Source organism: Paucihalobacter ruber, assembly GCF_006494535.1.
GTDB classification, from domain to species: Bacteria; Bacteroidota; Bacteroidia; order Flavobacteriales; family Flavobacteriaceae; genus Paucihalobacter; species Paucihalobacter ruber.
Genome location: NZ_VHIQ01000004.1, coordinates 369182 through 394759, shown reverse-complemented (window position 1 = coordinate 394759; position 25578 = coordinate 369182). Strand labels below are relative to the sequence as shown.

Here is a 25578-nt window from a genome sequence, read left to right as displayed (position 1 = left end):
AAGTAGAGATTATGAGAATAGGAATAGTTTGTTATCCAACCTTCGGCGGCAGTGGTGTTGTAGCAACAGAACTCGGAATGGAATTAGCCAAAAAAGGTCACGAAATACATTTTATCACCTATAATCAGCCGGTTAGATTAGACTCCTTAAGTAAAAATGTACATTATCACGAGGTTCACGTACCGGAATATCCATTGTTTTTATATCAGCCTTACGAGTTGGCTTTGTCCAGCAAAATTGTTGATATGGCAAGGTTACATCAAATTGAATTACTTCATGTACATTACGCTATACCACATGCCTATGCAGCATATATGGCCAAACAAATATTAAAAGAAGAAGGTATTCATATTCCGGTTGTTACTACCTTACACGGTACCGATATCACCTTGGTAGGCAGTCATCCTGTTTACAAACCGGCTGTTACCTTTAGTATCAATAAATCTGATGCCGTCACCGCAGTTTCCGAAGATTTAAAAGCACAAACACAACGTATTTTTAAAGTAAAAAAAGAGATTCATGTCGTGCCTAATTTCATTGATTTAGATCGGCATCAACCCAATTTCACCGACTGTCAGCGTACCTTGATGGCCAAAGATCATGAACGTATTATTACACATATCAGTAACTTTAGAAAGGTGAAGCAAATTCCTGATGTTATTCAAATTTTTAATAATATTCAAAAAGAAATTCCGGCTAAATTAATGATGGTTGGAGACGGGCCGGAACGCGAACCTGCCGAATTACTATGTAAAAAATTAGGCATCGAAAACAAGGTTGTCTTTTTTGGAAACAGCAATGAAATCGATAAAATATTATGTTTTTCAGATTTGTTTTTATTGCCATCTATTAGCGAAAGTTTTGGCTTGGCAGCCCTTGAGGCTATGGCTTTTGGCGTACCGGTAATCTCAACCAACGCCGGAGGTATTCCTGAGGTTAACAAGCAAGGTTATTCAGGATTTTTAAGCAATGTTAATGATATAGAAGATATGTCTAAAAACGCCCTTAAAATTTTAAAACGCCCAGAAGATCTAAAACAATTTAAGTTAAATGCTAAAAACCAGGCTTCAATATACAACATCCATAAAATTGTTCCAAAATATGAAGCGATTTACAAACAGGCATTAAAAGATATTGCTGCCTTGATATAAAAAAGTCCGTTGCATTACAACGGACCTTAGTATTCGATTCTTATTCAGTTAAAACTGGTATCTAATACCAAGTGCTATATCAAAATTTAAATCGTTATTAATGTTTCCAAAACCCAGCTCTGGTCTAAAATCTAATGACAACATTAACGGTATATCAAAACTGTATTCAATACCAATGTTACCGGCGGCCACTGCAAAGGCTTCACTATCTGAATTTCCATTGTCATAAGAGTAAGAGCCTAAACCACCACCAACGCCTGCATACCAGTTAAAATCACCGTCTAACAACCAAACCCATTGATACAATCCAATAAGTTTAAAACCATCAAAGTTATCACCGCTTCTCCAACCTAAATCAACTTCTAAACGATTGTTACCGCCCAAAAATCTTTGATAGGAAACCTCAGTTCCAAATCCGTCGCCGCCACCTAATCTCAATCCAATGGCATTATCGGCAATATCTTGCGCTTCAGCTGTAAATGACAACCCAATACATGCAATAAATACTAATATTATTTTTTTCATAAAATGATAATTTAAAAGGTTAAGTATTTTATAAAGATAACACAAAAATAGCCAAATCTATTATGATTTAGGGTTTATTATCTATTTCTAATTAATATCTTTAGGCCATACAATTACTTGTTTTGATTAGTAAATGAATTCAAACCTTGATAAATTAAAATCATTGTTCAACGGAGAACTCCTCGTTGATGATTTAAGCAAAATTATTTACGCTACCGATGCCTCGGTTTACAGGTCATTACCTCTGGCTGTGGCTTATCCGAAGAATATAGAAGACATTAAAACACTTATCGAGTTTGCTAAAACAAATAAAACGTCATTAATTCCCAGAACTGCCGGAACATCCCTTGCAGGGCAATGCGTTGGAGATGGTATCGTGGTTGATGTTTCAAAATATTTTAATAAAATTATCTCGGTTGATATCAAGAGTAAAACGGTAACTGTACAACCCGGTGTGGTTAGAGATGTACTTAATAATTACCTCAAGCCTTATGGTTTGTTTTTTGGTCCGAATACTTCAACCTCTAACCGCTGCATGATTGGTGGAATGGTTGGGAATAATTCATCGGGAACTACCTCTATAAAATACGGTGTTACCAGAGATAAAGTCATAGAACTGAAAACTGTGTTAAGCGATGGTTCTGAGGTTTTATTTTCACAAATACCAAAAAACACCTTTAATAAAAAACGTCAAGAGCATACACTGGAAGGTAAAATATACGAAACCATATACCAATCGCTTTGTTCGGAAAAGATTCAGAAGCAGATAAAAAATGGCTTTCCTAAAGCCAAAATTCACAGAAGAAACAACGGTTATGCCATAGACGAATTGATAGATTCTGAAGTTTTTAACATTGAATCGAACAAACCGTTTAACATGTGTAAATTGCTTAGTGGTAGTGAAGGAACGCTGGCATTTACCACGCAAATCACTCTGCAATTAGACGATTTACCTCCAAATTCACAAGCAATAGTAGCCCTTCATTTTAATAGTATAGATGCTTGCATGGATGCCGTTGCACCAATTATGAAGCACAATTTATACAGTTGTGAAATGATGGATGATACTATTTTAAACCTCACCAAACACAATAAAACACAACAACAAAACAGAAGCTTTATCGAAGGCAATCCGAAAGCTATTTTACTTTGTGAACTCAGAGCTTCTTCCGAAGAAGATTTAAACAAACAAATCAATGATTTTGTTGAACTCGTTCAAATTTTGAACTTGAGTTATGCGTATCCTGTTTTAAGAGATGACGATATTGATAAATCAATTGAATTGCGTAAAGCAGGTCTCGGGCTGCTCGGCAATATCATTGGCGATAATAAAACGGTGGCTTGCATTGAAGATACTGCCGTAGCTATTGAAGATTTGGCAAGTTACATTAGGGAATTTACACGGTTAATGACTTCCTACAATCAGGAAGCTGTTTATTATGCCCATGCCGGCGCCGGTGAATTGCATTTGCGACCTATTTTAAATTTAAAACAAAAGGAAGACGTCATTCTTTTTAGAAAAATCACCACCGATGTTGCGCGTTTAGTAAAAAAATATAATGGTTCAATGAGTGGTGAGCACGGCGATGGAATTGTGCGCTCAGAGTTTATACCTATGGTGATAGGCGAGGATAATTATGCAATTCTCAAACAAATTAAGAATGTTTTTGATCCGCATAACATCTTCAATCCGGGAAAAATTATAGACCCGAAACCTATGGATACCAATTTACGGTATTCATCAAAAATTAAACATCCTGAAATTGATACAATTTTAAATTTTGAAAGCTCACAAGGAATTCTTCGAGAGGCCGAAAAGTGCAACGGATCGGGTGATTGCAGAAAATTGCCCGAGTTTGGTGGCACTATGTGCCCAAGTTACCGCGCTACATTAAACGAAAAAGATACCACCCGCGCCAGAGCTAATGCTTTGAGAGAATTTTTAACCCAATCTACTCAGCCTAATAAATTTAACCATCAAGAACTAAAAGAAGTATTTGATTTATGTTTAAGTTGTAAGGCCTGTGCCACCGAATGCCCTAGTAGTGTAGATGTAGCTGCACTCAAAGCAGAGTTTCAATACCAATATCAAAAGATAAATGGTGTGCCGTTTAAAAGCAAGTTGTTTGCATACAATAACCGAGTTAATCAGATATTAAGTGTAACTCCTAAATTGTCGAATTTCTTTTTAAGTAATTCAATCTCTTCTAACATTATCAAAAAAACTGGTGGAATTGCCGGGGAACGGAGTTTACCAAAAATATCAACTATAACTTTAGATAAATACTTTAAAAAACTTTATAGTCAACTAGATAAAAATTTTATAAAAACTGTTTATTTCTTTAATGACGAGTTTACAAATCACTTAGACAGTCAAATAGGAATAGATGCATTAGAACTACTTGCAAAGCTTAATTATAGAGTCATTATTTTAAATAATGTTGAATCTGGCAGGGCTATGATTTCAAAAGGTTTGCTGGAACAAGCTAAAATATACACCAACAAAAACATCGAATTGTTTAAATCTCTTGTCACCTCAGAAACGCCGCTTATTGGACTTGAACCTTCGGCAATATTGAGTTTTAGAGACGATTATTTAAGATTGGCTGATGATCTGGATTCGGCCAAAGAACTGTCTAAAAATGTATTTTTAATTGAAGAGTTTTTAGCAGCTGAAATTGAAATAGGTAACATCAAAAAAGAGCAATTTACCTCTGAGGCGAAAATTATCAAAATTCATACCCATTGTTATCAAAAAGCCTTGGGAAAATCGTCTGATACTTTTAAAATCCTCAATCTTCCGGATAATTTCAAAGTAACCCTTATACCCAGTGGTTGCTGTGGCATGGCAGGCAGTTTTGGATATGAAAAGGAGCACTTCAAAATTAGCATGCAAATTGGCGAACAAACTTTGTTTCCGGCAGTAAGAAAAGCAACACCCAATACTATTATAGCTGCAAATGGTACCAGCTGCAGACATCAAATTTTAGATGGTACCGAAAAACAGGCACTGCATCCGGTTAGTATTTTAAAAAACGCCTTAGTCTAATGATTTCGTTTCAGAAGGATTAAAAATAGTGATGGCAGCCACCAAATCTTTAATCTCCATTTCTTTAATATCTTCGTCAGCAAAAAACGGTGAAAGTTTATCGCTATTGTAATTATATATTTTCCAGCGTTTAAACTGGTATTCAAGTGCTGTAAAATTTTCAACCCAGTCGCCCGAATTTAAATACGTAGTTTTACCGTGTTTGTTTTCTTTAACCTCTATTTTTGGCTGGTGAATATGGCCGCAAATCACGTAATCATAACCTTTATCTATGGCCAAATCGGCTGCTACTTGTTCAAAATCATTTACATACTTAACGGCAGATTTAACGCTGTTTTTAATTTTCTTAGAAAGAGAATAGCGTTCTTTTCCTAATCGTTCCAAAATCCAATTCACTATACCATTCAATAAAATGAGCAAATCGTAACCATAGCCGCCCAATTTAGCTAACCACTTAGCGTTTTGAATAGAAATATCAAATACATCACCGTGAAAAATCCAGGCTTTCTTTTTGTTGTCTAATTCTAGTACCACTTTGTCAACAATAGAAATATTTCCAATACTTGTATCACTGAACTTTCTCAGCATTTCGTCATGGTTGCCTGTAATATAAATCACTTCGGTACCATCGGCTGCCATATCTATAATTTTTTTGATGACTCTGAGATGAGATTTTGGAAAGTATCGTTTGCTAAACTGCCAGATATCTACAATATCGCCGTTTAAAACCAATTTCTTTGGTTCGATGCTGTTTAAATAGGTGAGCAAATGTTTTGCTTTACATCCGTAGGTACCAAGATGAACATCTGAGATAACAGCAATTTCTACTTTTCGTTTTAGATTGAAGGACAAGGTTGTAAGTTTCTTGCAAAATAAAGTCAGTATGTTGAACCTTTTCATTTTTTTCAATTAACATATTGTGAGGTATTTGTTAAGTTTGTGTAACTAAAAATTTGATTTTGCTAATCGAGTTTATTCATTTCAATTTTTGTTTCTCTTATAATACAATTACTTTAGCATAAATTTTTTTTAATGGCTGGAAATTCCTTTGGAACATTATTTAAACTCACCACATTTGGTGAATCGCACGGCAAGGCAATAGGCGGCATTATCGACGGTTGCCCGGCCGGAATAGAATTAGACTTCGATTTTATTCAAAATGAATTAAATAGAAGAAAGCCCGGGCAATCTAAAATTGTAACGCAACGTAAAGAACCTGACACCGTTGAGTTTTTGTCAGGAATCTTTGAAAACAAAACAACCGGTACACCAATTGCCTTTGTTATTTACAACACCGACCAAAAATCGAAAGATTATTCTCATATAAAAGATGTCTACAGACCAAGTCATGCCGATTATACATATGATCAAAAATATGGCATTAGAGATTACCGTGGTGGCGGTCGCAGTTCGGCTCGTGAAACAGCCAGCAGGGTAGTGGCAGGTGCTGTAGCAAAAATTGTTTTAAAAGATATTAAAATCACGGCTTATACGTCGGCTGTTGGTAACATTCAGCTGGAAGAAGATTACAATCTATACGATTTTAATCAAATTGAACATAATGATGTTCGATGTGCCAGCCCTGAAAAAGCGGCTGAAATGATCAACTTAATAAAGGCTGTTAGAAAGCAGGGCGATACCATTGGTGGTGTCATCACATGTGTGATTAAAAATGTACCCGTAGGTTTAGGTGAACCGGTTTTTGATAAGTTACATGCGCAATTGGGAAAGGCCATGCTGTCAATCAACGCAGTAAAAGGATTTGAATACGGCAGTGGTTTCGAGGGCACCAAACTTAAAGGTAGTGAGCACAACGATTTATTTAACGCTGATGGTAGTACCAAAACCAACAGATCAGGTGGTGTTCAGGGCGGTATAAGCAATGGCATGGATATTTATTTTAAAGTAGCCTTTAAACCGGTTGCCACACTTATACAAAATCAGGAAGCATTAGATAATAAAGGAAATTTAGTTGAGATGCAGGGTAAAGGCAGACACGATCCATGTGTGGTTCCAAGAGCAGTACCAATTGTTGAAGCCATGGCAGCCTTGGTATTGGCCGATTTTATACTGCTGCGCAGACAAGAATCTAAGGAATGGTAATTTGACACTTTGGGTTAGGTCAAATAACATAAATAAATTTAAAATTAATTAGGAGATTTCTGCTTTCGCAGGAATATGGCTTATGAAATGCCCGTTAATCCAGATAATTATCAGGACAAAACAACCACATAGAATTAATAGGGCATTCCATCGTTCCGATGAAAAACAAATATTTAAATAGATGAAAAAACTAGCATTACATTGGAAAATAATTATCGGGATGGTTCTTGGAATTATCTGGGCATTAGTTTCCAGTAGCCTGGGTTGGAGTTCGTTTACTATAGATTGGATTGATCCTTTTGGAACCATCTTTATAAATTTATTGAAACTTATTGCCGTTCCGTTGGTATTGTTTTCAATTATAAGTGGTGTGGCCAATATTGGAGACCCTAAGAGCTTGGGGAGAATGGGAGGCAAAACATTGGGCGTTTATTTATTAACTACTGTGTTTGCAATAGGTTTAGGACTTACATTGGTGAACATTATAAAACCCGGAAAGTTAATAGACGAGCAAAGTAGAATAGATAACAGAATTAGTTACGAAATTTGGGCATCTGAACAAGGCTATCAGGTAAAAGACGGTATTAACTATTTACAAGACCCCAATTTTTTTGAACGAGCACAAGAAATTTCAAAACTTACCAAATCCGAATTAAAGGACGCTGCTGTATCAGATAAATTACAAACTGCCGAAACAAGAAAAAAAGTGTCTCCTTTGCAGCCTTTGGTGGATATTGTTCCAGATAACTTCTTCTATTCTTTGTCTAATAATGGTTTAATGCTGCAAATAATATTCTTTGCAGTATTCTTCGGCGTTTGTTTACTTTTTATACCAGACCAAAAATCCCAACCGGTACTCACCTTGGTTGATGGCATAAACGAAGTTTTTTTAAAAATGGTGGATCTCGTTATGCAAGCTGCGCCGTTTTTCGTTTTTGCGCTTTTGGCTGGTGTGGTAAGCAAAATGGCAGGAGATGATGTTGGTAAAGTTATTGAAATTTTTAAAGGCTTAAGCTGGTATTCATTAACCGTTTTAGGCGGATTGTTAATGATGATTTTTGTGGTTTATCCGCTAATTTTAAAAACATTCGTAAAGAAAATTCCTTATTCCGGGTTTTTCAAATCAATGAGTCCTGCGCAAACTCTGGCGTTTTCAACATCCAGCAGTGCGGCAACATTACCTGTAACCATGGAATGTGTAGAGCACAATCTTGGTGTTGACAAGAAAATAAGCAGTTTTGTATTACCCATTGGCGCCACTGTTAATATGGATGGTACAAGCTTATACCAAGCCATTGCAGTAGTATTTTTAGCCCAAATGCATATGATAGACCTAACTGTTGGCCAGCAATTAATAGTGGTTTTAACAGCCACTTTGGCCTCAATAGGTTCGGCAGCCGTGCCCAGTGCCGGTTTGGTTATGTTAATTATAGTATTAGACTCAGTTGGATTGAATCCGGCATGGATAGCTATTATTTTTCCAGTAGACAGAATTTTAGATATGTTTAGAACCGTTGTAAACGTTACCGGTGACGCAACAGTTTGCTCTATTATTGCCGACGGTGAAAACATGTTAAACTATCAAGAACCAGACGATCCAACGAAAACCTTCGATTTAGATTCTTAAATACCTTAATTTAACTATAATTATTTTATATTTAAATTCTGAAAATTTAGAAGATGAATATTTGTTTTATCATGTATCCCTGGGAACAGATAGACCCGGAAAATGATACCACCTTAGCTCTAATTAGAGAATGTGTAAAACGCAACCACGGCGTCGCTACCTGCACACCAGCCAACCTTACCATTAGAAATAGTGTTACCAACGCCTTTTGTACGGTGGTGAACAGAATGGATAAAGTACCGGGAACTTTAAAAGGGTTTTACAAAAAAGTAACTTTACGTGACGAAATGCTGCCGCTTGCAGGATTTGATGCTATTTTCTTTAGGGCCAATCCGCCGTTAGACCCAATTATGCTTAATTTTTTAGACAGCGTAAAAGACGATGTGTTTATCATCAATTCTTTGGAAGGTATGCGCGAAGCTAACAATAAATTATATACAGCTGCTTTTGGTGATGCGCACAACAACATTATTCCAAACACACATGTTTCAAAAAACAAAAAATATCTCATCAAACAGATAAAAGAGTCTAAATCTGATAAAATGATTCTTAAACCGCTCAACGGATTTGGTGGTTCAGGAGTTATTTTAATAGAGCGCAGTGCCATGAGCAATATCAATTCGCTGTTAGATTTTTATATTTCAAATGCCGATGGTACTTCAAACTATGTGATTTTACAGGATTATATTCCCGGAGCAGATCAAGGAGATGTTAGAATTTTATTACTCAATGGTGAACCCGTTGGTGCCATGCGCAGAATTCCGGGTAGTGATGATCACCGTTCAAATGTTTCGGCAGGTGGTAGTGTCGCCAAACATACTCTATCTAAAGCAGAAAAAGATTTATGCAAGCAAATAGGTCCGAAGTTAGTTAAAGATGGCTTGTATTTTGTTGGAATTGATGTAATTGGTGGAAAATTAGTTGAAGTCAACGTGATGTCGCCGGGTGGTATTACTTATATCAATAAAGTTTATAAACCTAAAGTAAAGGTGGAAGAACGCGTTATTGACTTTGTAGAAGGTAAAGTACTAGAAAAATTACAACAATTTGATCGAAGAGTTAGACTTCGTAAAACCGTTGAAGACGCCTAAAATCAAGCTATATGAATTGGAGTAAAGAGGAATTTATTGCCTATATTTTGTTGTTTGCGGCAAATTCAGATTTTAAAGAATCTAATGAAGAAAAAAACATCATCATCTCTAAAGTCGATATGAAGACTTTTCAGAAAATCTACAGCGAATTTGAACAAGATAACGACTATCAGGTTATTCAAAAAATAGAACAGGGTTTAGAACATCATAATTTTACAGCATCACAAATCGACGATTTGCTTCTGGAAATTAAACTACTTCTCAATGCAGACCATGAATACAATATTCTGGAGCGCAACATGATGTTATTTCTAAAAAAGATTTTAAAATAGTTCATGGAAAAACTTTCGGTTGAGGCAATCATTGCCAAAATTAATCGCGCTGAAACTTTTTCGGCGGTGGCAGAGGATTACAGTTTCACCTTAAAAATTGAAACTTATGTGCCATTTATGTGCGCAGCCATTCACGACGGTCATCAATTTAGACGTGAGTTATGGGATAATTGCCTTCATACAGAATACGATAGATGGTATGAAGAAGACCCCGAAACCAAATACATGATTAATACCCAACCTATTGTTTTGGCCGGTTTGGACTCTCGTTTTGAATACGATCTAAACAGACCACCCGAAGAAGCTGTGTTTGAAACAGCTTGGGGAAAGCAACTTTGGAGAAATTCGTTACAGATAGACATGAAACAGCGAAGTCTTGATAAGCACAACAATTTTTATAAAGTTGTTGATGCAGTCATTGCGCAGCTGGAGTTGCAATTTACTAACTGCATTGTTTACGATATGCATAGCTATAACTGGCAGCGATGGGATAGGGAAGTGCCAACATGGAATTTGGGGACAACTAACATTGATAACGACCGATTCGGCAAAATGGTAGAAGTTTGGAGAAAGAGCCTATCTGAAATTAAGTTGCCAAACAACATCAAATCTACTGCCAAGATCAATGATACCTTTTTTGGAAATGGCTATTTTTTAAAACACATTACCTCCAATTTCAAAAACACTTTGGTGTTAGCCACCGAAATTGCAAAAGTTTATTGTGACGAATACAAGCAAGTTATTTATCCTCAAGTAGTTGAATCGGTTAGAAAAGCGCTTCAAATAAAAATTCCTGAGCATGCTGAATCGTTTAATAAAACCTTCAACCATTAAACAGAAATGCTAATTAGAACAACTGACGAGTTTCAAAGTTTATTCGAAATTGATGCCAATATTAATCGTTTGGTAAAAAATATCGAGTTACTTAATTATATCAATCCGCTTAATATTGAAAGTGAAAAAAAGCAGTTTTTTAATGCAAAGTTTAATTACGAACCTCAATTTAAATACCCAAAAATAAAATTTAACGGGTATAAACTGCATCGCTTATTTTTCTCACAAAGGTTAGAGCGAATTGAAGATGAAGATATCCGGCAATTATACGAAGATACCATTTATGAATATTCCGGTTTAATTGAGTGCATACAAACCATTGGTTCTGGCCGAAAGTTTTATTACAACAGCTTAAAAAGTTTTGGTTCACCAACCGAAAAGAGTATTGACAATGCCAATTTTATATTGCGTTTTGACAACTCCGATTTTCAGGAAGACATGCTACCCATGTACAACGCAAACGAAGCCAAAGCTTATTTTGAAGAGTTTGCGCAACGGTATAATTTTGAGTTTACTATTAAACTTTCTAATAACTTATCGGCTGCGGCGATGGTTTTGAGTAATTCTAAAACTTTGGTCTTACGCAAAAATCATAAATTCAGTAAAAACCAGCTCATCGTTTTGGCAAATCATGAAATTGGCGTGCATCTGGTAACCACCTTTAATGCCTTTGAACAACCTCTAAGAATCTTCGCTAACGGATTACCAAATAACGTTGAAACCCAAGAAGGCCTGGCCGTATATTCAGAATTTATGAGTGGTTGCCTCACTATTGAAAGACTTAAAGAATTGTCATACCGCGTCATCGCAGTTGATAGCCTAAACAAAGGATATAAATTTGCCGATACCTTCGACCTCCTTTATAATCAGCACAAGTTAAATAAAGAAAAGGCATTTTCAATTACCTTAAGAGTTCATCGTGGTGGCGGATTTACAAAAGATCATTTATACCTTTCAGGTTTGACCACCATTTATAATTTCGCAAAAAATGAAGGGGATTTAAGTTTACTACTTACCGGTAAAAGTTCTATTGAATATTTGAAAACAATTCAAAAATTACAGGAATTAAATCTGGCAATTCCACCAAAACATTTTACTGATGCTTATCTTACTAACGATAATTCTAATACCAATCTCGAATTTATTTTAAAAAGTTTAAAATAAACTTTTTGAAGAAACTATAGCTTGTGCCAATTTAACTAATACCGTGCATTTTATAGAAGATTTTTGCATTCTCCATTTATTCATCAAGTTTTTAAGGTTTTACATCGAAATAAATAGGAATCAAATATTATCTCGATGTACATTTGAAACATCAAAATAATGTGCTATTAATCAACATATTCCCTCAATAATTTTTATAAATATTATTTTGAGAGGTTAAATTAGTTTTTAAATTAGTTGTTAAATTAGAAAAAGTCCTTTTGCCGAAGGACTTTTTTTATGGCATAAACTTTTCTTGAAGTTCTTTAGTGGGAATCATACATTGATCTTTTTTGCCAAACCATTTGTAGCGATATTTGGCAATAAGATCGTAGATCCAGTTTCTAATAAAGGTAGGAATAATCATAAAGACTACCGCAATATTAACCGGAAAACCTAATTTAGAAGCAATTTTTAAAGCAGCTGTAGATTTAAAGTACACTCCTTTATTGGGTTGATAAAGTATTATAGAATCTATTTCTTGGGTATTAATTTTATAATGCTCAAGGATTTGTTTGGCTGTTTCGCCCTGCAAAGGCGTAAAAAGAAAAATATTTTCCTTATCGCGTTTAATTATGAATTGTACGCTACTATTACAAAGGTTACAAACGCCATCAAATAATATTAGGTTTTTATATTCTGGGATAAGATTTTTCATTTTTTAGCCTCTACCAATTCTAATAAATCTACACTTACATTAGTGGTAAACATACCATAATTAACGACTGCTTTATTTTTTTCTAAGTTATCAATACTACCAACAGCCTTTCCGTCGTGCATTCTCACGCGATCACCAATTTTAAATACGGGTTTAGGTTTTTCAATTTTAACAACTTTTTGTTTATCGGCTTTTTTCTTCTGTCTGATGACTTCAACCTTTTTTTCAGCTTCCTGTTGTACTTGTTTTTCCTTAACTTTTTGGGCTTGACGTTGCTTGACAGAAACCTTTTTACGTTTTGAATTTTCGAGCTGAACCAGCTTAAATAATTCGCCCATTAACTCTCTCTTTTTATTGTTTTCAAAAAACTTTTCGGCAATATCGTTAAATTTCTGACCGAGATAAATTAAGCGTTGGTTACTGTCGTATAACTCCTGATAGCTTTCTAATTTTCTTTGAATCTTAGTGTTTGTTTCTTCTAATTTATCGGCTTCAATCTGTTTTTTCCGTTCATTCTCTTTAAGCGATTGCTCCGTTTTCTCCAACTTGCTGCGTTCTTTTTGAAGTTTTGCAATAGTGGCATCAAACCTGACCTTTCCGCGCTCAATTTTCTTTTTAGCTCTGTTGATTAAACCAAAAGGAATGCCATTTTTTTGAGCAACTTCAAAAGTAAATGAGCTTCCGGCCTGGCCGAGTGCCAATTTATAGATAGGCTCAAGACTTTTTTCGTCGAACATCATATTGGCATTTAACATGGCGGGCAACTCGTTTGCTAAAACCTTTAGGTTAGAGTAGTGGGTTGTTATAATGCCATAGGCGTCTCTGTGGTAAAATTCTTCTAAAAATGTTTCGGCTAGTGCGCCACCAAGTTCAGGGTCGCTACCGGTACCAAATTCATCTATTAAAAAAAGTGTGTTTTGATTACACTTCTTCAGAAAATAATTCATTTGTTTTAAACGGTAGCTATAAGTACTTAAATGATTTTCAATAGATTGATTATCGCCTATATCAGTTAAAATTCTATCGAAAAAAAATACAGAACTTCGCTCGTGAACCGGTATCAACAAACCACTTTGCAACATCACCTGCAACAAACCCACGGTTTTAAGAGTAATACTTTTTCCACCGGCATTAGGTCCGGATATCACAATAATTCTGCTTTCCTGATTTAACTGAATGGTTTGAGGATATGTTTTGGCGTTCTTTTTTCTATTTTCGATTAATAATAATGGATGGTAAGCATCCTTTAAAAACAGATTTTTATCTTCGTTAAATTCAGGCAACACAGCATTGATATTAGCGGCATATTTCGCCTTGCTGTAAATTACATCAATAGCTGTTAAATATTCCTGATACAATGAAAGTAAAGAAGTATAAGGTCTCAAAAAATCTGTTAGTTGTTTTAAAATTCGCTCTATTTCTTCTTTGATATCATACTCTAGATTTTGTACCTCACGAGCGTATTTAAAAGTAGTTTCGGGTTCTATATAGACAATGCTTCCTGTTTTACTGTTACCTAAAATGGCTCCTTTTACTTTACGTCTATACATGGCTTTTACCGCCAAAACACGTCTGTTCTCAACTACACTTTCCTTAATGTCATCTAAATAGTCGTTGGCAATACACTGATTTAAAGCTACATTAAAGCTCTGGTTTACTTTGCCTTTAACAGCATTAAGCGATCGACGCAGTTGCAACAACTCATTTGAGGCACGGTCTTTTACATCGCCATATTTATCAATAATATTGTCAATTTCGTTGATAATATCCTTTGTAACTTTTATTTGTAATGAAAAACTGTATAAGTTAGGATAGTAGTCTTTAAACTTATCAAAAAACTTAACCAATGTATTAGAAGTGTCTGAAATGGCTGCAACTTTTCTAAAACTCTGTGTTTCCAGAAAAGAATTTTCAATATGCAACATTTTCAATTCATGATTTATAGGTTCAAAACCATGATTAGGAATACGGTTATCGTTGTCGAAAGACGATAGGTATTCGTTGGTTAGCAAAAGAGCGTTAAGCACCAAATCCTTATCAGAAAAAGGTTTGATAGAAAGCACTTCGCTCTTGCCCAGAGCAGTGATACAGTATTCTGATACTTGATTTAACACCGAAAAGAATTCGATATCTTCAAGAGTTTTAATATGTATAGACGGCATAGTTGTTTTCAACTCCAATTTGTTACAAATTTAAGGATTAAGGCCAATACTTATCCTTATAATTGTGTTTGAATTAACAGTGTGGTAAATTTGACCTTTAGACTTTTAAATATGAATGTAACTATCAACGATTCCTGGAAATCACATCTGGCAACCGAATTTAATCAACCTTATTTTTTATCCCTTGCCGAATTTGTAAAGACAGAATATAAAACACATCAATGTTTCCCACCCGGAAAAGAAATATTTGCAGCCTTTGATTACTGCAGTTTTAACGATTTAAAAGTGGTAATTATTGGACAAGACCCATATCACGGCGTCGGGCAGGCAAACGGGCTGTGTTTTTCGGTGCATGATGGTATTTCTCATCCACCATCGTTAATAAACATTTTTAAAGAATTAGAAAAAGATTTAGGAATACCTTATCCCAAATCTGGTAATTTATCAAAATGGGCCAAACAAGGTGTTTTATTGTTAAATGCTACCTTAACCGTAAGAAACTCGCAAGCCGGCAGTCATCAAAATAGAGGCTGGGAACAATTTACTGATACAGTTATATCAATTATCAGTAAAGAAAAAGAAAAGGTGGTATTTTTACTATGGGGAAATTACGCAAAACAAAAAAATAAATTAATTGACATTACTAAACACCATGTGCTAACGGCCGGACATCCATCGCCTTTAAGTGCCAATCGCGGATTATGGTTTGGAAACAAACATTTTAGTAAAACTAACTTCCTGTTGGAGCAAGACGGCCTTCTACAGATTGACTGGTCTTTATAACTTGACTTTTAGGCTCCTTAATTCTTGGTGATTCGCTAACAGATTTCTTACTTGTTTTGTTGCAGCTAAAAAATAATAAGAAAAAATTGAGTCCAACAAGTAGTATTAAAATAAGGGAAATCGTTAATAGCATAAATTACAATTTTTTCAATATTAGAACATTGGGTTAAAGCAAATTTAATAAAATTGTTGAAAGGTGAACTATAGAAGGCTAAAAAGTTAATTAAAACTTAAAGATATTTTAGATTTTGAACTGTTTTGGCAAGATTTTAATCGAACTTCTAAGATATTTAAATGCGTATTTTATCTTTTAATTTCAAATACATATTTTATGATATGGAAGTTCCTCAGAAATCAAATTCAGCGATTTTAATTTTTGCTGAACTTCTTGAACCTGTTTGTTCGTAATATTTTTTTGTGACCATTCGGTTAAGCTAATCCATTCTCTTACATCTTCCAACTTTTGATCATATCTATTTGATATAGTCATATCAATTCCGGGAATATTTTTAAAATCAGTTGTTGTTTTATTAATGATATTGAGAATTGTTTTTAATTCATCGCTTCGATGTTCAATAAATTGATTTGTTGCTGCAATTACAAAACATGGCCAAGGTGTAGGACAGCTACCTATATAATTAAACGTTCCATTATCCACCAATGGTTTGGTGGTGAATTTTTCCCACATAAAATAATCGGCTTTACCGTTTAATAATCCTTCAACAGCTCCATTGAGATTTTTTATGACCTCAAAATTTAAGTCGGTTTCTACGTTCCAGCCTTGATTTTCAGCATTAACATAAGCCATTAAATGCGAGCCCGAACCAAACCTGCTAATGGCAGCTCTACTACCTTTTAAATCGTTCACGGTTTTAAATTTAGAGTCGTGCGCTGTGTGAATCCCCCAAATTAATGGCGATTTAACAAATACCTGAACAATTTTACTTGGGTTACCTTCAATGATATCCTTAATAATACCTTCGGTTAGGATAACGGCTAAATCTATCTTACCTGATCGTAAATCTTTAATCATATCTCCGGTACCGCCATAATAATCTTGCCACCTAAGGTTAATGCCTTGTTTTTTATAGTCGCCATTCTTTAAGGTTAGATACCACGGATAATTGAAATGTTCCGGTACGCCACCTATGTTTACTAAATTCATTTAAAATAACTTAAAGCTCAATGATTCTATTTAATGCAAATTCAATTAATCTGTCCACAGTTTGTTTTGGGTTTTCACTAAAAGTACCATTAGCTCTGTTAGCTATAATTGCATTTAGCGAAATCGCATTGTGTCCTAAAAGTTTAGATAAACCATAAATAACAGAGGTCTCCATCTCAAAGTTGGTAATTCTATAGCCCTTATAACTAAAGTTATCTAATTTGTTATTTAGATCAGGATCTTGAAGAGGTAAGCGCAATATTCGACCTTGTGGACCGTAAAAACCTCCTGCAGTTCCGGTCATACCAACGTGAATGTTTTCGTCTTCAAAAACAGTTTGCAATTCTCTGCTGTTTTCTATAATAATCGGTCTGGCCTTAAAAGGACTCCAATTTGTATGCTTTATAAAAGCGTCTTCCACCTCTGGATTCGAAATACTGTCTATTTGATAAAAGTGAAGCATGCCATTAATATCCAAACCATGCGAACTCAACACAAACGCATCAACAGGTATATCGGCTTGTAGCGAGCCGGACGTTCCTATCCTTATAATATTAAGGCTTTTTAGTTCTTTTTTAGGGGTTCTTGTTTCAAGGTCAATATTAACCAAAGCGTCTAATTCATTGAGCACAATATCAATGTTGTCGGGTCCAATTCCCGTAGAAATTACCGTTAAGCGCTTGCCCTTGTAAAGGCCGGTATGCGTTTTAAATTCTCTTTTTTGAATGGCGTATTCAATACTGTCGAAGTGATTTGAGATACGTTCTACACGATCCTGATCTCCAACAAAAATGACGTTATCGGCTATGTGTTTTGGTAATAAATTGAGATGATAGATACTACCATCGGGGTTGAGAATTAACTCAGAAGATTTAATTGACATTTAATTATATTTATATTTAACCACCAACGCGTTTTACTTTAAAACCTTTTTCTTTCAACATTTCCATTATCTGATTTCTGTAATCGCCTTGAATGATGATTTCATCATTTTTAAAACTACCGCCAACACTCAAACGGGTTTTTAGTTCTTTGGCAAGTTTCTTGAAATCTTCGTCTGCTCCGGTATATCCGGCTATAATGGTGGTTGGTTTTCCTTTTCTTTTTTCGTATTTACACAATAAGGGTTCATCTTGAAGCCAGATACCATTATTATTATCTTCTTCATTTTGATTTATTTCCGGTTGGTGTTCAGGAAATAGCTTTTTTAGCTGGTCTTGTAAATCCATACGAGTTTAAAATTTCAAAATACAAATTCCAAATTCCAATGCCCGTAGTTTTAAATTGGAATTTGGAATTTAAGAATTGGTATTTACACTTTATTTTTTAATAAGACCCAGTTCAACCAATCGTTCGTTTAAAAATTCACCGGCCGTGATGTCTTCAAAGTGTTTAGGATTGTTTTCATCAACACATTTCTCCAAAACATCCAGTTTCATTTCACTGATGGGATGCATAAAAAACGGAATAGAGTAGCGGCTGGTTCCCCATAATTCTCTGGGCGGATTAATCACTCTATGAATGGTAGATTTCAATTTATTATTGGTGTGTCTGGACAACATATCACCCACATTTATCATTAATTCATCAGGTTCTGCAATGGCATCAATCCATTCACCTTTATGGTTTTGAACCTGTAGCCCTTTACCTTGTGCGCCCATTAACAAGGTAATTAAATTGATATCGCCATGAGCAGCTGCTCTTACAGCATCTTTAGGTTCCTGGGTTATTGGCGGATAATGAATTGGTCTTAAAATGGAGTTGCCGTTATGAATGTACTTATCAAAATATGTCTCTTCTAAACCAAGATGCAAAGCCAGTGCACGTAATACATATTTAGCGGTTTTCTCAAGCATTCTGTAAGTTTTTTTTCCTACTTTATTAAACTCATGCAGTTCTTCAACTTCAACATTGTCGGGATAATCTTTGGCTAGTATTGGATTGTCCTCCACATATTGACCAAAGTGCCAAAACTCTTTCAAATCGCCTTCTTTTTTGCCTTTAGCACTTTCTTTTCCAAAGGAAACGTAACCGCGTTGACCACCAATACCCGGAATTTCGTATTTCTGTTTAATTTCAAGTGGCAAATCAAAAAATTTCTTAACCTCACCGTAAAGATTTTTAACCAATGTATCATCTAAAAAATGCCCTTTAAGAGCGACGAAACCAATTTCTTCGTAAGCTTTACCAATCTCATCTATAAACTTTTGCTTTCTTATAGGATCTTCGGAAAGAAAATCGCTTAAATCTACACTTGGTATCACATTCATAACTGTTAGTATTAAATTGAACAAATACAAAAGTAATTAAATATACTTATATCTGCTGATTTTTACCATTGCTCTGAAATTAAGATTTGCCCTAAGTTTTTGTGCAATTTTTACTTACTTTTACCATCGTAATCTATTTTAACCTCCGAAAATATGCAGACTACTGCAAAAAGTTACATCAAATACGATAAACGGAATTTTTCTGATAAACTCTTATTATCTATTTACAAGAACATGCTGAAGCCGAGATTAATTGAAGAAAAAATGCTCATTCTCTTGCGTCAGGGAAAAATTTCAAAATGGTTTTCAGGAATTGGGCAGGAAGCTATTTCGGTTGGGGTAACTATGGCGTTAGAAGATGATGAATACATCTTACCAATGCACCGAAATTTGGGTGTGTTTACCACCAGAAATATTCCTTTAAGCCGCTTGTTCAGTCAGTGGCAAGGTAAGGCAAACGGTTTTACGAATGGCAGAGATCGTTCATTCCACTTTGGCACGCAAGAGTATAAAATTGTAGGTATGATTTCTCATTTAGGACCGCAATTAGGCGTCGCCGATGGCATAGCTTTGGCGGGTTTATTAAAAAACGAAGCTAAAGTAACTGCTGTTTTTACGGGTGAAGGTGGTACCAGTGAAGGCGATTTCCACGAAGCTTTAAACGTGGCAGCCGTTTGGGAATTACCTGTATTATTCTGTATTGAAAATAACGGTTATGGCTTGTCAACACCAACAAACGAACAATATAGATGTAAGGATTTGGCTGATAAAGGAAAGGGTTACGGTATTGATGCCTTCGTAATTGACGGCAACAATATTCTTGAAGTTTACTATAAAACCAAAAAATTGGTTGAAAGTATTAGAAAACGTCCAAGACCAATTTTAATAGAATTTAAAACCTTTAGACGTCGCGGTCACGAAGAAGCTAGCGGTACCAAATACGTTCCCGATGCCTTGATGAAAGAATGGGAACAAAAAGACCCCATAGATAACTACCGAAATTTCTTAATTCAGGAAGGTGTACTCACCGAACAATTAAATGAGCAAATTTCCAACGAAATCAAACAGGAAATAGACGAGCATTTAAAGTTGGCAGACAATGAACCTAAAATAATACCCGTTTTAAGTAAAGAATTAAATGATGTTTACAAACCATTTGAATTTAAAGAAACTACATCAAGTTCAAAAACTAGCGAGTTGAGACTTATTGATGCCATTTCAGACGGTTTAAGATTGAGCATGAAGCGTCATAAAGATTTGGTTATCATGGGTCAGGACATTGCTGAATATGGTGGCGTTTTTAAAATAACCGAAGGTTTTGTCGAGCAGTTTGGCAAAAATCGTGTAAGAAATACACCTATTTGCGAATCGGCCATTATTGAAACCGCCATGGGTTTAAGCATCAAAGGTATTAAGAGTGTTGTTGAAATGCAGTTTGCCGATTTTGTAAGTTCAGGATTTAATCCCTTAGTTAATTATTTAGCCAAGTCTTATTATCGCTGGGGTCAAAATGCCGATGTGGTTGTAAGAATGCCTTGTGGCGCAGGTGTGTCTGCGGGTCCGTTTCACTCACAAACCAACGAAGCATGGTTTACAAAAACGCCCGGTTTGAAAGTTGTTTATCCGGCATTTCCGTTAGACGCTAAAGGATTACTGGCAACTGCTATAGAAGACCCAAATCCCGTTTTGTTTTTTGAACATAAAGCCTTGTATCGCAGCGTTCGACAAGAAGTACCTATGGATTATTACACCATACCTTTTGGAAAGGCGAGTGTTATAAAAGATGGAAAAGATATCAGTATCATTACTTACGGTGCCGGTGTTCATTGGGCATTGGAAACACTAGAAAAGCACACCGAAATAAGTGCACAATTATTAGATCTGAGAACACTTCAACCATTAGATATTGAAGCTATTTTTAATTCGGTAAAGCAAACGGGTAAAGTTATCATTCTGCAAGAAGACAGCTTATTTGGCGGTATTGCCAGCGACATTTCAGCTTTAATCAACGAAAATTGTTTTGAGTACTTAGACGCCCCAGTAGTTAGAGTTGGAAGTTTGGAAACACCAATACCATTTAACAGTGACTTAGAGCAGCAATATTTGGCAAAATCAAGATTTGAAGAAGCACTAATAACATTAAACCAATACTAACCCGCCGCTTGAATACTTTTAGCCACGGACTCAACCTCATCTAAGACTCTCAAAAGGTTTTCGCTCCATAGCTTCGCTATTTCGGCTTCGGTGTAGCCACGTTTTACCAATTCTAAAGTCACGTTAAAAGTTTCTGATGCATCACGCCAACCGTCAACGCCGCCGCCACCATCAAAGTCGCTACTAATACCTACGTGATTGATGCCCATTTTGGTTACCAAATAGTCTATATGGTCTACAAAGTCTTCAACATTCACAGCAGATGGAATTTCAGGATTACCATCCGACTTTTTATCGGCTAAGGTGATAATTTGGTTTCTGTATGCTCTAAAAATTTCTTTCTCATCTTCGCTTAATTCTCCAAATTCGTTTCTGTTATACCATTTTAAACCTAATGAATCGGCTACTTCATTTCTTAGTTTGGTTAAAGCTTCATTTCTGGCATTGTTCTTTTCAGAATTAATATAAGCCTGAAAAGCTACTGTTTGAACAACACCTCCATTTTCTTTTAACCACATTAATTGTTGATCATCTAAATTTCTACTGTGATCACAAAGTGCACGTGCAGACGAATGCGAGGCGATAATTGGCGCTTTCGACAATTCAATCATTTGACGCATCGATTCTTTTGATGGATGAGATATGTCGATCATCATACCCAAACGATTCATTTCGGCAACCACCTGTCTTCCCAAATCGCTTAAACCATTATGCAGCCAGATGTCATCGGCCTCACCGGTATTACTATCGCATAACTGACTGTGGCCGTTATGAGACAAAGACATATATCTGGCGCCAAGGTTATAAAATTTTTCAACATTGCCGATGTCGTTTCCAACGGGATAGCCATTTTCAATACCAATCATCGCCACTTTTTTACCAGATGCTACAATACGCTTTACATCGGCAGAAGTAGTAGCCAGTTCAATTTGATCGGGCGCAAATTTTTCAACCAAATTATGAATGGCCTCAAATTTAGACATGGCGTTTTCGTAGGCGTTGGCATAACCTTCATCCGAAAGCGTGTCTTGCCCGGTATAAACTATTAACCAAACCACATCTAAATCACCTTCGTCCATTTTAGGCAGGTTGACTTGAGTGTCTAATCTTTGCGTGTAATTTATAGAATCGGTAAAATTTTTAACGTTGATATCGCAATGGGTGTCTAAGGTAATTACATTTTTATGGATGTTTTTAGCAAGATCAATTAATGCTAGGGAATCCTTCTCTGATTTTGAATCTTCGGTCATTTTATCAGTGTTGTTTTTGCATGAAGTTAGCATGGTTAGTAAGCAAATAATGGAGAGAAGTTGTTTCATTGGATTAAATTTTGAGAAGGTGAAAATACAATAAAACCAGTAATTTTTAAACTTGATAAACTTTTATGTAAATTAGATTCATGAAAAATATGTTAATTTTATTTTTGGTATTGGGCTTATTGCAATCCTGTAATAAAAATTCTGAAAATGATTTTGACGAATCAAAGTACCAATGGTACGAAATCGAAGTTACCGCTACAGCCTATAATTCATTTAAAAATCAAACCAATTCTAATCCAAATATTACGGCCTTTGGAGATAGTTTATATCCCGGATTGCCATATATAGCGGTTTCACGGGATTTATACAGAAAGGGATTAAGACGTGATACACCTATTAAAATTAATGGTTTTGACAGTATTTATTGGGTGAAAGACCGCATGCATAGCCGATGGCAAAACCGAATTGATATTTACATGGGTGTAGATTTAAAAGCAGCGCGAGAATGGGGTAGAAGGCGTGTTAAAATTCAGTACGGGATTATTATACCAGATAGCACAAAAAAAACCGACAAGTGATGAGCTTGTCGGTTTTTAGTTTTGATGCACGTTTCAATCTTATTTAGTGGTGTCCCAATCTTCATTTAAATGATTGTCGGCATCGATAATTTTTGAAAGTGCTTTCATGACTGTAAGGTTTTTGATTGATTAAATTGATTTAAAATTACGCTCTATAACGTCTTTTATTGTTCCAAACATACGCTTTGGTATTAGGCGTGGTACTACTTATTTGGTTGTTGTTTAAAGTTCTCATGATATATATTATTTAAAGGTTTACAGTATTAAGACGACAATGTTTCAATTTTGTTACAGTACTATGCATAACAAAGTAATGATTTAACAAATTATTTTGAAATATCAGGTAAAATGATATCTATAAATGCCATTTTGTCGCTGAATATGTAAAAATGACATGTATAAAACATAAATTTTGGTTTGGTATTTATTTTGAAATGTAGAACGTGAAGTTTAATTATAAAATTAAAAGTTATGAACACACTAATAAAAACACCAAAAAACGGAAATGTTGTTTTAAGAGATAAAAATTTAAACACCTTACCGGGAATTTCATCTTGGCTTAATGACATATTCGACAATAATTTCGAAACAGAATTGATGCCTAGTTTTAATAAAGGCGTATCGCTTCCTGCGGTAAACATTAAAGAAACTAATAATGAGTTTATGTTGAAATTAGCCGCACCAGGCATGAAAAAATCTGATTTTAATATTGAAGTCGATAACAAAATGTTGAGTATTTCAAGTGAAGTTTCAGAAAAAAATGAAACAGAAGCAGGTAATTACACCAGAAGAGAGTTTGGCTACGCCTCATTTAAAAGAACCTTTAATTTACCCGAAACTGTTGATGCCTCAAAAGTTAGCGCAAGCTACACCGATGGAATTTTGACCGTTAATTTACCTAAGCGTGAAGAAGCCATTCCAAAACCTCCAAAACGCATTGAGATTAAATAATTAGTTAAATAGTTGTTTTGTTAAAGAGAGAAATCGCACTAGTGGTTTCTCTCTTTTTTTTTTAAATCTTTTTAACAAAGTCTTTTTAAACCCTTATTATGTGGTAAATTTGTTGGATTAATTTTTAAGCATGCCCAATACTAACACCTTAAACACCACCGATAAAACCAAAAAGCGTTTATACGATTATCAGTTGGCCGATTTACATCGCATTTTTGATGTGTTGGAATCCTCACCACCCGACTTTAATCTGTTGTACCAATTGCCAACCGGTGGTGGAAAAACGGTAGTATTTTCCGAAATTGTTAGGCGCTATATTAAATACTACAATAAAAAAGTGGTTGTACTAACCCACAGGGTAGAGTTATGTGCGCAAACTTCGTCTGTTCTTGAAGGTTTTGGGGTTCACAATAAAATTATTAACAGTCAGGTCAAATACTTACCCGATCAAGACGAATACACTTGTTTTGTAGCTATGGTTGAAACGCTCAATAACAGATTGAACGATAATGATCTTGAGCTTAAAAACATAGGTCTGGTTATAATTGACGAAGCTCATTACAACTCGTTTAGAAAGTTATTTAAGTTTTTTAAAGATTGTTTTATACTGGGAGTCACAGCAACACCATTAAGTTCAAATATTAAATTACCAATGAAAGATCACTACAAAAAATTAATTGTAGGAGACGATATTGGTACACTCATTAAAAATGGTTATTTAGCCAAAGGCGAAATATTTACCTATGATGTTGCTTTGAACACCCTTAAAGTAGGAATTAATGGTGACTATACGGTAAAATCATCTGAAGCCCTATATTCAAACAGCTTAATGCTGAACAAATTAATTTACGCCTACGAAGAAGTAGCACAAGGACAAAAAACCCTTATTTTCAATAACGGTATCAACACCTCAAAAGACGTTTACCATAGTTTTAAGCGTGCCGGTTATAATATTAAACATTTAGATAACACCTGTAACAAGCAGGAGCGAAGTGAGATTCTCGATTGGTTTAAACACACCCCAAATGGCATTTTAACTTCGGTTAGTATTTTAACTACGGGGTTTGATGAACCAACTGTAGAAACCGTTATCTTAAACAGAGCTACCCGCTCATTGACCTTGTATTTTCAAATGATTGGTCGTGGATCAAGAATTCTAGACGACAAAAAATCTTTTCAAATTATAGATTTAGGAAACAACTGCGCGCGTTTTGGTCCGTGGGATCAATTGGTAGACTGGCAACAAATATTTAAATATCCCGATTATTATTTAGAAAACATTAGAGATGACGAAGCTATTGAACGGGATTTTGTTTATGAAATGCCCGAGGTGCTAAAAAAGAAGTTTAAAAATTCAGCAACGTTAGATTTTAATATTAAAGAAGTTTATAAACAAGCCATATCAGAGGGAAAAAAATCTTTTGACGCTATCGAGCAGTCAATTGCTCAGCACTCCCAAATTTGTATTGAAAACAGCGAAGATATTTTTGAAGCCAGGGCCTTGGCTAAATTACTTTCAGACGAAATACAATATCGTGTTAAACAATACTGTTATTGTATGATGGATAGCACTCAAAATTATAAAGACTGGCTCTTTGAAGAATACCAAAGGCGACTGCGTTTAAGTTTTAATGGTAAATTTTAACGATTTATTTGTTATTGACTTAAATATAAGTTATAATT

22 protein-coding genes are annotated in these 25578 nt (G+C 35.2%); 13 read left to right on the top strand and 9 right to left on the bottom strand.

Annotated features, from left to right (window positions below):
• Nucleotides 1-11: 11 nt before the first annotated feature.
• Nucleotides 12-1151: an N-acetyl-alpha-D-glucosaminyl L-malate synthase BshA gene (gene bshA, locus FJ651_RS10280; protein WP_140990425.1), complete on the top strand. Its 1140-nt coding sequence runs from the start codon at nucleotides 12-14 to the stop codon at nucleotides 1149-1151.
• Nucleotides 1152-1199: 48 nt separating this feature from the next.
• Here bshA and FJ651_RS10275 read toward each other — a convergent pair whose 3' ends face one another.
• Nucleotides 1200-1676 carry a hypothetical protein gene (locus FJ651_RS10275; protein WP_140990424.1) on the bottom strand — a complete coding sequence of 159 codons (477 nt, stop codon included), beginning with the start codon at nucleotides 1674-1676 and terminating at the stop codon, nucleotides 1200-1202.
• A 133-nt stretch (nucleotides 1677-1809) separates the two neighbouring features.
• Between FJ651_RS10275 and FJ651_RS10270 the strand changes: the two genes are divergently transcribed.
• On the top strand, nucleotides 1810-4725 hold the full coding sequence (locus FJ651_RS10270; protein WP_140990423.1) for an FAD-binding and (Fe-S)-binding domain-containing protein: 2916 nt from the start codon (nucleotides 1810-1812) through the stop codon (nucleotides 4723-4725).
• Here FJ651_RS10270 and FJ651_RS10265 read toward each other — a convergent pair.
• Nucleotides 4717-5625 carry a UDP-2,3-diacylglucosamine diphosphatase gene (locus FJ651_RS10265; protein WP_140990422.1) on the bottom strand — a complete coding sequence of 303 codons (909 nt, stop codon included), beginning with the start codon at nucleotides 5623-5625 and terminating at the stop codon, nucleotides 4717-4719. The two genes, FJ651_RS10270 and FJ651_RS10265, sit on opposite strands and share 9 nt — an antisense overlap.
• 132 nt (nucleotides 5626-5757) lie before the next feature.
• On the opposite strand from FJ651_RS10265, the gene aroC reads away from it, so the two are divergent.
• From aroC to FJ651_RS10235, 6 genes are all read left to right on the top strand, one after another.
• Nucleotides 5758-6828 carry a chorismate synthase gene (gene aroC / locus FJ651_RS10260; protein WP_140990421.1) on the top strand — a complete coding sequence of 357 codons (1071 nt, stop codon included), beginning with the start codon at nucleotides 5758-5760 and terminating at the stop codon, nucleotides 6826-6828.
• A gap of 181 nt (nucleotides 6829-7009) precedes the next feature.
• Nucleotides 7010-8455, top strand: a complete 1446-nt coding sequence (locus FJ651_RS10255; protein ID WP_140990420.1) for a dicarboxylate/amino acid:cation symporter — start codon at nucleotides 7010-7012, stop codon at nucleotides 8453-8455.
• Nucleotides 8456-8508: 53 nt separating this feature from the next.
• Entirely contained in the window at nucleotides 8509-9546 is a 1038-nt protein-coding gene (gshB, locus tag FJ651_RS10250; protein ID WP_140990419.1) for a glutathione synthase, read from the top strand.
• Nucleotides 9547-9557: 11 nt separating this feature from the next.
• A complete protein-coding gene (locus FJ651_RS10245) occupies nucleotides 9558-9878 on the top strand; it encodes a hypothetical protein (RefSeq protein ID WP_140990418.1) in 321 nt (106 codons plus the stop codon).
• Nucleotides 9879-9881: 3 nt separating this feature from the next.
• Nucleotides 9882-10712, top strand: a complete 831-nt coding sequence (locus FJ651_RS10240; RefSeq protein ID WP_140990417.1) for an N-formylglutamate amidohydrolase — start codon at nucleotides 9882-9884, stop codon at nucleotides 10710-10712.
• 6 nt (nucleotides 10713-10718) lie between these two features.
• Entirely contained in the window at nucleotides 10719-11876 is a 1158-nt protein-coding gene (locus FJ651_RS10235) for a flavohemoglobin expression-modulating QEGLA motif protein (RefSeq protein WP_140990416.1), read from the top strand.
• A 277-nt stretch (nucleotides 11877-12153) separates the two neighbouring features.
• Here FJ651_RS10235 and FJ651_RS10230 read toward each other — a convergent pair whose 3' ends face one another.
• Both FJ651_RS10230 and FJ651_RS10225 read right to left on the bottom strand, forming a co-directional pair.
• Nucleotides 12154-12573 carry a thiol-disulfide oxidoreductase DCC family protein gene (locus tag FJ651_RS10230; RefSeq protein ID WP_140990415.1) on the bottom strand — a complete coding sequence of 140 codons (420 nt, stop codon included), beginning with the start codon at nucleotides 12571-12573 and terminating at the stop codon, nucleotides 12154-12156.
• Complete coding sequence (locus FJ651_RS10225; protein WP_140990414.1) at nucleotides 12570-14735, bottom strand: endonuclease MutS2; 2166 nt, start codon at nucleotides 14733-14735, stop codon at nucleotides 12570-12572. The genes FJ651_RS10230 and FJ651_RS10225 overlap by 4 nt, the downstream gene beginning before the upstream one ends.
• A 111-nt stretch (nucleotides 14736-14846) precedes the next feature.
• Between FJ651_RS10225 and ung the strand changes: the two genes are divergently transcribed.
• On the top strand, nucleotides 14847-15518 hold the full coding sequence (gene ung / locus FJ651_RS10220; protein WP_140990413.1) for a uracil-DNA glycosylase: 672 nt from the start codon (nucleotides 14847-14849) through the stop codon (nucleotides 15516-15518).
• A gap of 316 nt (nucleotides 15519-15834) precedes the next feature.
• Here the strand turns inward: ung and FJ651_RS10215 are convergent, their stop codons facing one another.
• The 4 genes from FJ651_RS10215 to FJ651_RS10200 all read right to left on the bottom strand — a co-directional run bounded on the left by FJ651_RS10215 (nucleotide 15835) and on the right by FJ651_RS10200 (nucleotide 18953).
• A complete protein-coding gene (locus FJ651_RS10215) occupies nucleotides 15835-16683 on the bottom strand; it encodes a substrate-binding domain-containing protein (RefSeq protein WP_140990412.1) in 849 nt (282 codons plus the stop codon).
• 10 nt (nucleotides 16684-16693) lie between these two features.
• Complete coding sequence (locus FJ651_RS10210; protein WP_140990411.1) at nucleotides 16694-17566, bottom strand: nucleoside phosphorylase; 873 nt, start codon at nucleotides 17564-17566, stop codon at nucleotides 16694-16696.
• A gap of 16 nt (nucleotides 17567-17582) precedes the next feature.
• Nucleotides 17583-17912 (bottom strand): translation initiation factor, encoded by a 330-nt coding sequence (locus FJ651_RS10205; protein WP_140990410.1) that lies wholly within the window; start codon nucleotides 17910-17912, stop codon nucleotides 17583-17585.
• A 90-nt stretch (nucleotides 17913-18002) separates the two neighbouring features.
• On the bottom strand, nucleotides 18003-18953 hold the full coding sequence (locus FJ651_RS10200; protein WP_140990409.1) for an isopenicillin N synthase family dioxygenase: 951 nt from the start codon (nucleotides 18951-18953) through the stop codon (nucleotides 18003-18005).
• A 153-nt stretch (nucleotides 18954-19106) separates the two neighbouring features.
• Here FJ651_RS10200 and FJ651_RS10195 point away from each other — a divergent pair, with 153 nt between their 5' ends.
• Entirely contained in the window at nucleotides 19107-21107 is a 2001-nt protein-coding gene (locus FJ651_RS10195) for an alpha-ketoacid dehydrogenase subunit alpha/beta (RefSeq protein WP_140990408.1), read from the top strand.
• Here the strand turns inward: FJ651_RS10195 and FJ651_RS10190 are convergent.
• Entirely contained in the window at nucleotides 21104-22426 is a 1323-nt protein-coding gene (locus FJ651_RS10190; protein ID WP_140990407.1) for a dipeptidase, read from the bottom strand. The genes FJ651_RS10195 and FJ651_RS10190 overlap by 4 nt on opposite strands.
• Before the next feature lie 80 nt (nucleotides 22427-22506).
• On the opposite strand from FJ651_RS10190, the gene FJ651_RS10185 reads away from it, so the two are divergent.
• The 3 genes from FJ651_RS10185 (at nucleotide 22507) to FJ651_RS10175 (ending at nucleotide 25540) form a co-directional block, all read left to right on the top strand.
• Entirely contained in the window at nucleotides 22507-22944 is a 438-nt protein-coding gene (locus FJ651_RS10185) for a 3D domain-containing protein (RefSeq protein WP_246085348.1), read from the top strand.
• A gap of 471 nt (nucleotides 22945-23415) precedes the next feature.
• Entirely contained in the window at nucleotides 23416-23895 is a 480-nt protein-coding gene (locus FJ651_RS10180) for an Hsp20/alpha crystallin family protein (protein WP_140990406.1), read from the top strand.
• 130 nt (nucleotides 23896-24025) lie between these two features.
• Nucleotides 24026-25540: a DEAD/DEAH box helicase gene (locus tag FJ651_RS10175; RefSeq protein ID WP_140990405.1), complete on the top strand. Its 1515-nt coding sequence runs from the start codon at nucleotides 24026-24028 to the stop codon at nucleotides 25538-25540.
• Nucleotides 25541-25578 lie beyond the last annotated feature (38 nt).

What these genes read in the sequence shown, in the direction of transcription:
- bshA (WP_140990425.1), top strand. Translation starts at nt 12, where the DNA reads ATGAGAATAGGAATAGTTTGTTATCCAACCTTCGGCGGCAGTGGTGTT.
- FJ651_RS10275 (WP_140990424.1), bottom strand. Translation starts at nt 1,676, where the DNA reads ATGAAAAAAATAATATTAGTATTTATTGCATGTATTGGGTTGTCATTT.
- FJ651_RS10270 (WP_140990423.1), top strand. Translation starts at nt 1,810, where the DNA reads ATGAATTCAAACCTTGATAAATTAAAATCATTGTTCAACGGAGAACTC.
- FJ651_RS10265 (WP_140990422.1), bottom strand. Translation starts at nt 5,625, where the DNA reads ATGAAAAGGTTCAACATACTGACTTTATTTTGCAAGAAACTTACAACC.
- aroC (WP_140990421.1), top strand. Translation starts at nt 5,758, where the DNA reads ATGGCTGGAAATTCCTTTGGAACATTATTTAAACTCACCACATTTGGT.
- FJ651_RS10255 (WP_140990420.1), top strand. Translation starts at nt 7,010, where the DNA reads ATGAAAAAACTAGCATTACATTGGAAAATAATTATCGGGATGGTTCTT.
- gshB (WP_140990419.1), top strand. Translation starts at nt 8,509, where the DNA reads ATGAATATTTGTTTTATCATGTATCCCTGGGAACAGATAGACCCGGAA.
- FJ651_RS10245 (WP_140990418.1), top strand. Translation starts at nt 9,558, where the DNA reads ATGAATTGGAGTAAAGAGGAATTTATTGCCTATATTTTGTTGTTTGCG.
- FJ651_RS10240 (WP_140990417.1), top strand. Translation starts at nt 9,882, where the DNA reads ATGGAAAAACTTTCGGTTGAGGCAATCATTGCCAAAATTAATCGCGCT.
- FJ651_RS10235 (WP_140990416.1), top strand. Translation starts at nt 10,719, where the DNA reads ATGCTAATTAGAACAACTGACGAGTTTCAAAGTTTATTCGAAATTGAT.
- FJ651_RS10230 (WP_140990415.1), bottom strand. Translation starts at nt 12,573, where the DNA reads ATGAAAAATCTTATCCCAGAATATAAAAACCTAATATTATTTGATGGC.
- FJ651_RS10225 (WP_140990414.1), bottom strand. Translation starts at nt 14,735, where the DNA reads ATGCCGTCTATACATATTAAAACTCTTGAAGATATCGAATTCTTTTCG.
- ung (WP_140990413.1), top strand. Translation starts at nt 14,847, where the DNA reads ATGAATGTAACTATCAACGATTCCTGGAAATCACATCTGGCAACCGAA.
- FJ651_RS10215 (WP_140990412.1), bottom strand. Translation starts at nt 16,683, where the DNA reads ATGAATTTAGTAAACATAGGTGGCGTACCGGAACATTTCAATTATCCG.
- FJ651_RS10210 (WP_140990411.1), bottom strand. Translation starts at nt 17,566, where the DNA reads ATGTCAATTAAATCTTCTGAGTTAATTCTCAACCCCGATGGTAGTATC.
- FJ651_RS10205 (WP_140990410.1), bottom strand. Translation starts at nt 17,912, where the DNA reads ATGGATTTACAAGACCAGCTAAAAAAGCTATTTCCTGAACACCAACCG.
- FJ651_RS10200 (WP_140990409.1), bottom strand. Translation starts at nt 18,953, where the DNA reads ATGAATGTGATACCAAGTGTAGATTTAAGCGATTTTCTTTCCGAAGAT.
- FJ651_RS10195 (WP_140990408.1), top strand. Translation starts at nt 19,107, where the DNA reads ATGCAGACTACTGCAAAAAGTTACATCAAATACGATAAACGGAATTTT.
- FJ651_RS10190 (WP_140990407.1), bottom strand. Translation starts at nt 22,426, where the DNA reads ATGAAACAACTTCTCTCCATTATTTGCTTACTAACCATGCTAACTTCA.
- FJ651_RS10185 (WP_246085348.1), top strand. Translation starts at nt 22,507, where the DNA reads ATGAAAAATATGTTAATTTTATTTTTGGTATTGGGCTTATTGCAATCC.
- FJ651_RS10180 (WP_140990406.1), top strand. Translation starts at nt 23,416, where the DNA reads ATGAACACACTAATAAAAACACCAAAAAACGGAAATGTTGTTTTAAGA.
- FJ651_RS10175 (WP_140990405.1), top strand. Translation starts at nt 24,026, where the DNA reads ATGCCCAATACTAACACCTTAAACACCACCGATAAAACCAAAAAGCGT.